The sequence below is a fragment of the Kribbella sp. NPDC050124 genome, assembly GCF_044460355.1.
Lineage (GTDB): Bacteria > Actinomycetota > Actinomycetes > Propionibacteriales > Kribbellaceae > Kribbella.
In genome coordinates, this window is the sequence record NZ_JBITJU010000020.1 from 149862 (window position 1) to 161868 (window position 12007).

A 12007-nucleotide genomic window follows, 5' to 3' on the forward strand; every position below is an offset into this window, starting at 1 on the left:
CGAAAGGCGGGCCGGTGGCCATCGCGAAGAGGATTGACGGACGCAAGGTCGCCAACGACCTGAAAGCACAGCTCGGCACCCGCGTCGCTGCCCTGCACGCACAGGCGATCCGCCCGGGGCTCGGCACCATCCTGGTCGGTGCCGACCCGGCGAGCCACTCGTACGTCGCCGGCAAGCACCGGGACTGTGCCGAGGTCGGGATCGAGTCGATCCGGGTGGAACTGCCCGCGTCGGCGACCCAGGACGAGATCGAGACCGCCGTACGGCGGCTCAACGACGACCCGGCGTGTACAGGGTTCATCGTCCAGCTCCCGTTGCCGCCGCACGTCGACACGCACCGGATCCTCCAGCTGATCGATCCGGGCAAGGATGCCGACGGGTTGCACCCCACCAACCTCGGCAAGCTGGTGCTCGGCATTCCCGGCCCGCTGCCGTGCACGCCCCGGGGCATCATCGAGCTCCTCCGACGGCACGACGTGGAGATCACCGGCCAGCGGTTCTGTGTGATCGGCTGCGGCCTGACCGTGGGCAGGCCACTCGGGCTCATGCTCACGCGCCCGACCGAGCACGCCACGGTGACGCTGTGCCATGAGGCAACGGTCGACATCGCGGCGCACACCCGCGCGTCGGACGTGGTCGTCGCCGCCGCGGGAGTCGCCCACCTGGTCAAGCCGAGCTGGATCAGTCCGGGCGCGACTGTGCTGTCGGTCGGCGTCACGCGGACGATCGAGGGCATCCTCGGCGACGTCCATCCGGAGGTCGACGCGGTGGCCGGCAAGATCAGCCCGGCGACGGGCGGGGTCGGGCCGATGACCCGGGCGATGCTGTTGACGAACATCGTCGAGATCGCCGAGCGGAGCCGATGCGAGCCGTTCGCCAACGGCAGGCGCCGGCCGGTCGCGGAGGTCCTTCGATGACCGGGCTGCGGGTCGTCGAATCGGCGACACAGCCGACCAGGACGAGCGTCGAGCGGTGCCAGGTCCTCGGCGTCCTCAACGTCACGCCCGACTCGTTCTCCGACGGCGGGCGGTTCGTCTCGCTCGCCGCGGCGGTTGCCCGGGGCATCGAGCTCGTCCGGCAGGGTGCGGACATCGTCGACGTCGGAGGCGAGTCGACCCGGCCCGGCGCCGTCCGCGTCGACGAGGCCGAGGAGGCGCGACGAGTGATCCCCGTGATCCACGCGCTCAGTGCCGCGGGTGTCAGGGTGTCGGTGGACACGATGCGCGCGAGCGTCGCCGAGCAGGCACTGGATGCCGGCGCAGTCATGGTCAACGACGTCTCGGGTGGGCTTGCGGACCCTGCGATGTTGCCGTTGATCGCCGCTTCGCGGACGCGATGCGTGCTGATGCACTGGCGGGCCCACTCCGAGGTGATGGATGCGTTCGCCGATTACCACGCCGTCGTCGACGAGGTGGGCGTGGAGTTGTCGATGCGGGTGGACGCGGCCTTCGCGGCGGGAGTCAGGGCGGACAGCATCGTGCTCGATCCTGGGCTCGGTTTCGCCAAGAGCGCAGCGCACAACTGGTCCCTGCTCGCGGGCCTGCCAGTACTCCGCGACCTCGGCTTTCCGCTCCTGATCGGTGCCTCGCGCAAGCGATTCCTGGCCGACTGTGTCGACCACGGCGGACTCGCAGCGGACAGTCCGCTGGATCGCGACGACGCCTCGAGCGCGGTCGCGGCACTCGCTGCGGCGGGCGGAGCGTGGGGTGTCCGGGTGCACGCCGTCGCACCCGCTGCCGCAGCTGTGCGGGTCGCATCCCGCATCGCCGCAGCCGGGACCGGGGGCCGCTGATGGGCCGGCGTACGCGTGCCGACGTACTCGAGAGACTGCTGAATCAGGTGCGCTACGAGGTTCTCCCGACACCAGGGGTCGTTGACGCCGTGTCCGCCGGCCTGCCCAGGGGAGCCACGGTCACGGTGACCGCATCACCGACGAAGGGTCTCGAGGTCACGCTTGAGGTCGCCGAGCGGCTGGCTGCCCTCGGGTACGACGTCGTCCCGCACCTCGCGGCGCGGATGATCACCGGCCCCGGTGAGCTCGCAGAGATCACGGCCAGGCTGCAGTCCGCGGGAGTCACGAAGGTGTTCGTCCCGGCCGGCGACGCCGACCCGCCCGCCGGGGCCTACGACAGCGCGTTGCCGCTGCTGCAAGATCTGGCGACCGCGGGGCATCCGTTCACCGAGGTCGGGATCACCGGCTATCCGGAATCGCACCCGGGCATTCACGACGACCTGACGATCCAGGCCATGTGGGACAAGCGGCAGTACGCCACGCAGGTCGTCAGCAACCTGACCTTCGACCCCGATGTGCTGGCCTCCTGGGTACGGCGGGTTCGCGCCCGCGACGTCCGGCTGCCGATTCTCGTCGGCCTGCCCGGTCCGGTCGAGCGCGCAAAGCTGCTCCGGATCGCGACGAAGATCGGGGTCGGCGAATCGGCCCGATTCCTCGCGAAGCACGGCGGGGTCTTCGCCCGGGTCGCCGCGCCCGGTGGCTACGACCCGATCCGTTTCCTTGACCGCGCGGCCACGACGCTCGGGCGTGCGGACCTGCAGGTGGCCGGCCTGCATCTGTTCACGTTCAACCAGGTTGCCGAGACCGAGGCCTGGCGGGTGGCTCAATTGGCCCGCGTGCGCGGTCGACGTGACCAGACCGGCGTCCGAGCCGCCGGTGTCCCGGGATGGGGGCTCTCATGACCGACAACCTGTCGATCCGGGCGATCGAGGAGCGGCTGCTGACCCGGTGGCCGGAGACGAAGCTCGAGCCGTCCCTGGACCGGATCGTCAACGTGATGCGGTTGCTGGGCGACCCGCAGCGCAGATACCGCAGCGTCCACATCACCGGGACCAACGGCAAGACCAGCACGGCCCGGATGGTCGAGGCGCTCCTGGCCGCGTCGGGTGAACGGACGGGCCGGCTGACCAGCCCGCACCTGACGAGTGTCCGGGAGCGCATCGGCATCGCCGAGGAGGTCATCGACGTCCGGGCGTTCCGGTCCGCGTACAGCGCGGTCGGAAAGCAGGCGGAACTCGTCGACGCGACCATGCGGCATCCGCTGTCGTTCTTCGAGATGACGGTTGCCATGGCCTATCGCGCCTTCGCCGACGCCGCGGTCGACGTCGCGGTGGTCGAGGTGGGCATGGGCGGGCGCTGGGACGCGACCAACGTCATCGACGCCGATGTCGCCGTGGTCCTCCCGGTGGACCTCGACCACACCGACTACCTCGGCCCGACGGCTGCGAGGATCGCTCAGGAGAAGGCGGGCATCATCAAGCCCGGGTCGGTGGCCGTCAGCGCGCGGCAGAGTGCGGAGGTCGCCGAGGTTCTGCGGGCCCGGGCGGACTCCGTGGGTTCCCGCCTCGTTGTTCAGGGCAACGACTTCTCGCTGCTGCGGCGGACGGCCGTCGAAGGCGGCCAGGTGATCTCGGTGCAAGGACTGTACGGGACGTACAGCAACGTCTTCCTGGCACTGCACGGCCGCCACCAGGCTGCCAACGCGGCGTGCGCGATCGCAGCGGCGGAAGCTGCGGCCGGACGGCAACTGGACCATGCTGCCGTGCGCGCCGGTCTCGGCCAGGTGTCCTCGCCGGGTCGCTTCGACGTTCGGCCTGGAGAGCCGCTGGTGATCCTGGACGCCGCGCACAATCCGCACGGAGCGCGCGCCCTGGTCGAGTCGCTGGCCGAGCTCGCACCGTGCCGGACCTTCGCCGTGATCGCGGCGATGGCGGACAAGGACATCGAGGGTGTGCTGCGGGAGCTCGAGTCCGTCGTCGACGTGGTCGTGTGCACCCGGAACTCGAGCCCGCGAAGCATCGCGCCGGCGAAGCTCGCGGCCACCGCCCGGCAGGTCTTCGGCGCGCAACGTATCCATGTCGCGTTCAACGTGGCGACGGCGATCGAGAAGGCGCGTGCGCTCGCGGCGCCGCTGCCCGGGCGCGCCTCGGACGCCCTCGTGCTGGTCACCGGCTCGGTCGTGACCGTCGGCGATGCGAACCGGGTGCTGCCTCCTGGACCACCGATGGGTCAAGCCCTGCCCGGGTGAAGGACACCCATCGGTCCCGGGGTTGGGTGCCGGAGCCCCTTCCGGCACCCAACCCCACCTGTTCGCGGAGGAGACAAGCAGTGAGTGGAAAGCATGCGGACGCCGAGGATCCGCAGGACGACCTGACGGCCGGACCGCCGAAGACCTACGCGGCCGGACTGCCGGCGGTGGCCCACGCGATGCAGTATTCGCTCGAGCAGACGACGGTACGCCGTACTGCGCTGACCCTCCTGAACCTCAACCAGGTGAAAGGATTCGACTGTCCCGGCTGTGCCTGGCCGGAACCACAGCACCGGCACAAGAACGAGTACTGCGAGAACGGCGCCAAGCACATCAACGACGAGGCGACGACCCGCCGCGTCACCCGCGAGTTCTTCGCGCGGCACTCGATCGAGGAACTGGACGGCAAGTCCGACTACTGGCTCAACCAGCAAGGACGGCTCACCGAGCCGATGGTGAAGCGGCCCGGGGCGACGCACTACGAGCCGATTGGCTGGGACGAGGCGTTCGGGATCGTCGCCGGCGAGTTGACCGCTCTCGGCTCACCCGACGAGGCGCTGTTCTACGTGTCCGGCCGGCTCAACAACGAGGCGGCGTTCCTGCTCCAGCTCTTCGCCCGGGCCTTCGGCACCAACAATCTGCCGGACTGCTCGAACATGTGCCACGAGTCCAGCGGCTCCGCGCTCAACGAGACGCTGGGCATCGGCAAGGGCAGCGTGCAGCTCGACGACCTCCACACTGCCGGCCTGGTCTTCGTGGTCGGTCAGAACCCGGGGACCAACCACCCGCGGATGCTCTCGGCGCTCGAGCAGACCAAGCAGAACGGCGGCCGGGTGATCGCCGTGAACACGCTGCCCGAGGCGGGCCTGATGCGGTTCAAGAACCCGCAGAAGCCGAGTGGCGTCGTCGGCCGCGGTACGGCGATCGCCGACCAGTTCGTGCAGATCCGGCCCGGTGGCGACCTCGCGCTGTTCCAGATGCTCAACCGCCGTCTGCTCGAGGCCGACGCGGCCGCGGGCGGCGGCGTACTCGACCGTGACTACATCGCGACGCACACCACCGGCTTCGAGGCGTTCGCCGAGCACGCGCGCACGATCACCTGGGAGCACGCGCTCGAGGCCACCGGTCTCACCCGCGACGAGATCGAGGCGGTGCACGACGCCGTACTCGCGAGCCGGTCCGTCATCGTCTGCTGGGCGATGGGTCTGACGCAGCACAAGCACGGCGTGCCGACGATCCGCGAGGTGGTCAACTTCCTGATGCTGCGCGGCAACATCGGCAGGCCGGGCGCCGGTGTGTGCCCGGTCCGCGGTCACTCCAACGTGCAGGGCGACCGGACGATGGGGATCTGGGAGCGGATGCCGGACACGTTCCTGGACGCGCTCGGCGCCGAGTTCGGCTTCGAGCCGCCGCGCGCGCACGGCCTCGACTCGGTGGACGCGATCCGGGCGATGCGTGATCGCCGGGCCCGGGTGTTCGTGGGCGTCGCCGGGAACTTCGCCCGGGCGACCCCGGACAGCGCGGTCACCGAGGCGGCGCTGCGCAACTGCCGCCTCACCGTGCAGGTGTCCACGAAACTCAACCGGTCGCACACCGTCACCGGCCGGACCGCGCTCATCCTGCCGACGCTGGGGCGCAGCGACCGGGACGTCCAGGCGACCGGCGAGCAGTACATCACCGTCGAGGACTCGATGAGCCAGGTGCATCGGTCGCGCGGCAAGCTGCCACCGGCATCCCCGCACCTGCTCAGCGAGGTCGCGATCGTCACCCGGATCGCGCAGCGCACGCTCGGCGACACGTCCGCGATCCCGTGGGCGAAGTTCGAGGCCGACTACGACCTGATCCGGGACCGGATCGCCCGCGTCGTACCGGGTTTCGAGGACTTCAACGAGCGGATCAAGGCGCCCGGCGGGTTCACGCTGCCGAACCCGGTGAACGCGGGCGTGTACCCGACGCCCAGCGGGAAGGCTGTCTTCACCTGCAACGAGCTCGAGTGGCTGCGGACTCCGCCCGGCCACCTGATCCTGCAGTCGCTGCGCTCGCACGACCAGTGGAACACCATCCCGTACGCGATGAACGACCGCTACCGTGGCATCCACAACGCCCGCCGGATCGTGATGGTCAGCCCCGACGACATCGCCGAGCTCGGGTTCGCCGACCGCGACCTGGTCGACATCGTCAGCGTCTGGCGGGACGGCACCGAGCGGCGGGCCGAGGGGTTCCGGCTCGTCGCCTACCCGGCGGCGCGCGGGTCGGCCGCGGCGTACTACCCGGAGACGAACGTGCTGGTGCCGCTCGACAGCGTCGCCGACATCAGCAACACGCCGACGTCCAAGGGCATCCTGGTCCGCCTCGAGGCCGCCCGGACGCCGGATTCGGGGGCTTGACCACTCCGTCGCGGGATCTGGACCAGCACTTGGGTACTGGGGGCAAGCTGGTCCTGATGGGGGAGGAGGTTTCATGGAGTTGGGTGGGGAGTGCGAACCGCGGGACGTCCGGATGGATGCCGGGCGGCTCGGAGCAGCGGTGGAGCTGGTGCGGTCCCGGAAGGCGGCCGCGCAGTTGTGCGTGGTGCGGGACGGCCGGGTGGTGGTCGACCAGGCGATCGGCTGCGAACCGGACGCGCTGTTCTGGCTCTTCTCCGCGAGCAAGCCGTACGTCGCGATCGTGATCCACCAGCTGGTCGAGTCCGGGCTGCTCCACCTGGACGACGGGGTGGCGGCGTACTGGCCCGAGTTCGGTGAAGCCGGCAAGCGGGACATCACCGTCCGGCAGGTTCTGCAGCATCGCTCCGGCCTGACCACGGTCGGGTCGTACGTCGGCGACGCCCGCGCGATGGCGGACTGGGACCGCTCGCTGGAGCGGATCGAGCAGGCGCGGCCACGCTGGCCGCTCGGCACGGTCGCGCACAGCCCGCTCGCGTTCGGGTTCGTCCTCGCCGAGGTCGCACATCGATGCAGTGGGCAACCATATGCCGAGCTGGTACGGCGTTCCGTCCTCGAGCCGCTCGGGCTCGCCGACACCTACCTCGGGGTGCCGTACGACGAGTCGGACCGCAGTGTGCCGATCCGCGTGTCCGGCGTGGCCGGCCCGTTCGTCCAGTCCGTCGTGAACAGGCGCAGTACGCGCGAGGCCGTCGTACCGGCGGCTGGAATGTCCACCACCGCACGGGATCTGGCTGCGCTGTACCAGGCGCTGTTGCAGGGCGGATCGGGGATCCTGCGGCCGGCGTCGATCGCGGCCGCGGTCGAGCCGAGCAGCGAGGGCGAGGTGGACCGGACCATCGGCACGCCGATCCGGTGGTCGCAGGGGTTCCAGCTCGGCGGGCCGCGGTTCGTCCCGAACGTGGTGACGCCGCTCGGGACGACCAGCAGCCCGCGGACGTTCGGCCACAACGGCAGCAATTGCTGTATCGGCTGGGCGGATCCGGATCGCCGGATCGCCTACGCCTACGTGACCAACCGGATCGGCCGCCGCGAGGTCGACGTCGCCCACCACGCCGCCGTGGCCGACAAGGTGCTGGAAGCGGCGTTCGACTAGGCGAAGACGGGCACCGGCATCCGGTGCTGGATCACCTGGTCGACGAGGCCGTACTCCCGCGCGCCCTCGGCGGTCAGGACGTGGTCCCGATCGGTGTCGTGACGCAGGCGTTCGATCGTTTGCCCGGTGTGCTCGGCGAGGATCGACTCGACCTGACCGCGGACCCGGACCACTTCGTCGGCCTGCAGGATGAGGTCGGGGATGGTGCCCTGACCCCGTGCAGCCGGCTGGTGCAGGACGACCCGCGCGTGCGGGAGTACGGCGCGATGCCCGGGCGCGCCGGCGGCCAGCAGCACGGCGCCGGCCGAGATCGCCTGCCCGACGCACAGCGTCGCGATCGGCGCCTGGATGTACTGCATGGTGTCGTAGATGGCGAGCATCGCGGTCATGTCGCCGCCCTCGCAGTTGATGTAGAGGTTGATCTCCTGGTCCGGCTTGTCCGCCTCAAGGTGCAGCAGCTGCGCGATCAGCGCATTCGCGACGCCGGCGTCGATCGCCGTACCGAGGTAGATGATGCGCTCGCTGAGCAGGTGCGAGTAGACGTCCATGATCCGCTCGCCCCGTGGGGACTGGGCGATGACGTTGGGGATGGTGTAGGTGCTCATCCACGTCCTCGCTTCGCTCCGGGCGCGGATGAGACACGACAGGCGCTGTGCTTGATGATGAACTCGCTCCGCTCGTTCATGCCGCTGCCTTCCGTTGGGGCATCACTTGGTCGAAGGACTCGACGATGTGGTCGATGAAGCCGTACTCGCGGGCCTGTTCGGCGGTGTACCAGTGGTCGTGCAGCGAGTCCTCGTGCACGACGTCGAACGGCTGCCCGGTGTCGTCCGCGATCAGGGCCAGCACGGTGTCGCGGATGTGCCGCAGGTCGTTGGCCTGGATCTCGATCTCGACCGCGGAGCCGCCGATGCCGGCCGATCCCTGGTGCATCAGGACCCTGGCGTGCCGCAGTGCGTACCGCTTGCCCGGCGTACCGGCCGACAGCAGGAACTGTCCCGCGCTGCAGGCCAGTCCGATCGCCAGCGTCGACACGTCACACGGCACCAGCCGCATCACGTCCCGGATCGCCAGCATGGACGGGACCGAGCCGCCGAGCGAGTGGATCCACAGCGCGATGTCCCGGTCCGGGTCCTCGGCCGCGAGCGTGAGGATCTGGGTCGCCAGCAAGGTCCCGTTGTCGTCGTCGAGCGTCCCGTCCAGTACGACGATCCGCTGCCCGAGCAGCCGCTGCCGCGCCGACTCGTTGAACAGCGGTGCTTTGTTGTCTTCAGCCATGCCACAACCCTGACCGGCGACACCGCGCGTACCCCAGCTTTTCTGCTGACGGCAACTCTGCCCACAGCGGAAAAGCCGCACGCCCTAAGGGCGGCGGGCGCGGCCGAGGATGTGGGGGGAGGCGGGGTTGGGGCCGAAGTCGAAGCGGTCGAGGTCTTCGATGGTGAAGCCGGCGGACTCGATGGCGGCGGCGGTGTCGCGGTGCACGTGGCAGCCGCCGCTGAACCAGGACCAGACGGTGGCGTCGGCGATGCGCTGAACGCGGTCGAGCCGGGTGCCCGGCTCGGCGGCGACGTGTTCGTAGAACCGCAGTTCGCCGCCTGGTCGCAGTACGCGGAAGGCTTCTCCTAGGGCCACGGCCTGGTCCGGGACCGAGCACAGCACCAGCGACGTGACGACCGCGTCGACCGAGCCGTCGGCGAGTGGCAGGCGGTCCGCCGTACCGCTCACGACTTCCACCGGGATCGGGGCCGCGATGGCCAGGGCGTCGGCCTTGGTCCGCAGGTACGGCTCCGGCTCGACCGCGACGACGCTGTGCACCTCGGCGGGGTAGTGCGCGAAGTTCCCGCCGTCACCAGCGCCGACCTCGACCACGTGCCCGGCCAACCCGTCCAGCAGCCGTTTTCGGTGCTCCTGCGCCCCCTGCTCGTCGATCGACGGCCGGACCCGCGCATACAGCCGCGCGAACACCGGATGTGACTGCCCCATTGAGCCACCTTACGTGCGCATTTCGAGAACTGTCCGGGGGACCGCCTAAGGTGATGGGTGATGACTACGCTGTTCTCGCCTGATGAGCTCCCGGTGCCGTTGGAGGAGCCCAAGAAGCAACGGACCGATCCGGACTCGCTGCTGGAGGGGCTCAATCCACAGCAACGGGCCGCTGTCGTGCACGCGGGCAAGCCGCTGCTGGTGGTGGCCGGCGCGGGCTCGGGCAAGACCCGGGTGCTGACCCGCCGGATCGCCTACCTGCTGGCGGCCCGCGACGCGCACCCCGGGTCGATCCTGGCGATCACGTTCACCAACAAGGCCGCCGCGGAGATGCGCGAGCGGGTGGTGGACCTGGTCGGGCCGCGGGCGAAGCTGATGTGGGTCTCGACGTTCCATTCCTCCTGCGTGCGGATCCTGCGTCGCGACATCAAGCGGTTCGGGATCAACTCGACGTTCTCGATCTACGACGACACCGACTCGCGGCGGCTGATGACGCTGGTCTGCCGCGAGCTCGACCTGGACGTGAAGCGGTACAACCCGCGCGCCGTGCTGAACTGGATCAGCACCCAGAAGAACGAGCTGATCGACCACGAGACCGCCGCGTCGAAGACCTCGAACCACCTCGAGGAGACCTACGCCGAGTGCTACCGGATCTACCAGGAGCGGCTGGCCCAGGCGAACGCGCTGGACTTCGACGACCTGCTGATGACCACGGTCAACCTGCTGCAGGCCTTCCCCGAGGTCCGGGAGTACTACCGCCGCCGCTTCCGGCACGTGCTCGTCGACGAGTACCAGGACACCAACCACGCGCAGTACACACTGATCCGGGAACTTTGTGGGGAGGATCCACCGGACTCCAACGGCCCGACCGCGCCGCCGGCCGAGCTGATGGTGGTCGGTGACTCCGACCAGTCGATCTACGCGTTCCGGGGCGCGACGATCCGCAACATCCTCGCCTTCGAGGAGGACTTCGCCGGCGCCGAGACGATCCTGCTGGAGCAGAACTACCGCTCCACCCAGACCATCCTGTCCGCGGCCAACGCGGTGATCGCGCGCAACGAGGGCCGCAAGGCGAAGAACCTCTGGTCCGACCAGGGCCAGGGCGAGCAGATCGCGGTGTACGTCGCCGACAACGAGCACGACGAGGCGCAGTTCGTCGCCGACGAGATCGACCGGCTCACCGACGCCGACGGCGTGAAACCGTCCGACGTGGCGGTGTTCTACCGGACCAACGCACAGTCCCGGGTCTTCGAAGAGGTCTTCATCCGCACCGGCCATCCGTACAAGGTGGTCGGCGGCGTCCGGTTCTACGAGCGCAAGGAAGTCCGGGACGCGCTCGCGTACCTGCGCGTGCTGGTGAACCCCGAGGACACGGTCTCCCTGCGCCGGATCCTGAACGAGCCGAAGCGTGGCATCGGCGACCGGGCCGAGGCCGCGATCGAGGCCCTCGCGGCCCGGGACCGGACGTCGTTCGCCCAGGCGCTGCGCCGGGCCCAGGACGCGCCGGCGATGGCGAGCCGCTCGGTGAACGCCGTACAGGCCTTCGTCGACATCCTCGACGAGCTGACCGCGATGGTGGACTCGGGCGCGCCGCCGGACGACATCCTGGACGTCGCGCTGCACCGCTCCGGGTACTACGAGACCCTGCAGAAGTCCCCGGATCCGCAGGACGAGACCCGCCTGGAGAACCTGGACGAGTTCATCTCCGTGGCCCGCGAGTTCGTCGAGGAGCGGACCGCGGCGGGTGAGGCGTCCGACCTGCAGGCGTTCCTGGAGCGGGTGGCACTGGTCGCCGACGCCGACCAGATCCCGGACGCGGCCGACGACGGCGGTGTGGTCACGCTGATGACCCTGCACACCGCGAAGGGCCTGGAGTTCCCGGTGGTGTTCCTGACCGGGATGGAGGACGGCGTCTTCCCGCACTCGCGGTCGCTGACCGACCTGAAGGAGCTCGAGGAGGAGCGCCGGCTCGCGTACGTCGGCATCACCCGGGCCCGGCAGCGGCTGGCGATCTCGCGCGCCGCGGTCCGGTCGGCGTACGGCGCTCCGCAGCACAACCCGCCGTCCCGGTTCCTGGAGGAGATCCCGGCCGAGCTGCTCGACTGGAGACGCGACGAGTCCGCGATCACCCGCTGGTCCGGCACCGGAACGACTCGCGGCAGCGGCATCTCCAGCCGCTACGAGCCACCACGCCGGACGGCCTCCGACAAGCCGGTCATCAGCCTGAACCCAGGCGACCGCGTGGTCCATGACACCTTCGGGATGGGCACTGTCGTGGTCGTCCGCGGCGAGGGCCAGCAGGCGCAGGCGGACATCGACTTCGGGTCCGAAGGTGTCAAGCGGTTGCTGCTTCGTTACGCACCGGTGGAGAAGATCTAAGTCAACTTGTTGGGCGAATTCGTTGCATCTGGGCCGGAGATTGAGACAATCAAGGATCTTCG

At 69.7% G+C, this 12007-nt stretch carries 10 protein-coding genes; 7 read left to right on the forward strand and 3 right to left on the reverse strand.

The features are described from left to right. Positions 1-14 precede the first annotated feature (14 nt). The 6 genes from ACIBL3_RS34650 to ACIBL3_RS34675 all read left to right on the forward strand — a co-directional run bounded on the left by ACIBL3_RS34650 (position 15) and on the right by ACIBL3_RS34675 (position 7580). Positions 15-917, forward strand: a complete 903-nt coding sequence (locus tag ACIBL3_RS34650) for a bifunctional methylenetetrahydrofolate dehydrogenase/methenyltetrahydrofolate cyclohydrolase (RefSeq protein ID WP_396358054.1) — start codon at positions 15-17, stop codon at positions 915-917. After that, the gene (folP, locus tag ACIBL3_RS34655; protein WP_396358055.1) at positions 914-1792 is read left to right on the forward strand and encodes a dihydropteroate synthase; all 879 of its coding nucleotides are present in this window, start codon (positions 914-916) and stop codon (positions 1790-1792) included. The genes ACIBL3_RS34650 and folP overlap by 4 nt, the downstream gene beginning before the upstream one ends. Beyond that, positions 1792-2694, forward strand: a complete 903-nt coding sequence (locus ACIBL3_RS34660; protein ID WP_396358057.1) for a methylenetetrahydrofolate reductase — start codon at positions 1792-1794, stop codon at positions 2692-2694. Before folP ends, ACIBL3_RS34660 begins: the two co-directional genes overlap by 1 nt. Continuing rightward, on the forward strand, positions 2691-4040 hold the full coding sequence (locus ACIBL3_RS34665; RefSeq protein WP_396358059.1) for a bifunctional folylpolyglutamate synthase/dihydrofolate synthase: 1350 nt from the start codon (positions 2691-2693) through the stop codon (positions 4038-4040). The genes ACIBL3_RS34660 and ACIBL3_RS34665 overlap by 4 nt, the downstream gene beginning before the upstream one ends. A gap of 80 nt (positions 4041-4120) precedes the next feature. Beyond that, positions 4121-6427 (forward strand): FdhF/YdeP family oxidoreductase, encoded by a 2307-nt coding sequence (locus ACIBL3_RS34670; protein ID WP_396358061.1) that lies wholly within the window; start codon positions 4121-4123, stop codon positions 6425-6427. Between the two features lie 73 nt (positions 6428-6500). Next, positions 6501-7580 carry a serine hydrolase domain-containing protein gene (locus ACIBL3_RS34675; protein ID WP_396358063.1) on the forward strand — a complete coding sequence of 360 codons (1080 nt, stop codon included), beginning with the start codon at positions 6501-6503 and terminating at the stop codon, positions 7578-7580. On the opposite strand, the gene ACIBL3_RS34680 is transcribed toward ACIBL3_RS34675, so the two are convergent. The 3 genes from ACIBL3_RS34680 to ACIBL3_RS34690 form a co-directional block, all read right to left on the reverse strand. After that, positions 7577-8185 carry a ClpP family protease gene (locus tag ACIBL3_RS34680; RefSeq protein ID WP_396358065.1) on the reverse strand — a complete coding sequence of 203 codons (609 nt, stop codon included), beginning with the start codon at positions 8183-8185 and terminating at the stop codon, positions 7577-7579. The genes ACIBL3_RS34675 and ACIBL3_RS34680 overlap by 4 nt on opposite strands. A 76-nt stretch (positions 8186-8261) precedes the next feature. Continuing rightward, complete coding sequence (locus ACIBL3_RS34685) at positions 8262-8858, reverse strand: ClpP family protease (RefSeq protein ID WP_396358067.1); 597 nt, start codon at positions 8856-8858, stop codon at positions 8262-8264. A gap of 84 nt (positions 8859-8942) precedes the next feature. Beyond that, entirely contained in the window at positions 8943-9566 is a 624-nt protein-coding gene (locus ACIBL3_RS34690) for a class I SAM-dependent methyltransferase (protein ID WP_396358069.1), read from the reverse strand. A gap of 60 nt (positions 9567-9626) precedes the next feature. Between ACIBL3_RS34690 and pcrA the strand changes: the two genes are divergently transcribed. Continuing rightward, positions 9627-11945 (forward strand): DNA helicase PcrA, encoded by a 2319-nt coding sequence (gene pcrA / locus ACIBL3_RS34695; RefSeq protein ID WP_396358071.1) that lies wholly within the window; start codon positions 9627-9629, stop codon positions 11943-11945. The last annotated feature ends 62 nt before the right edge of the window (positions 11946-12007 follow it).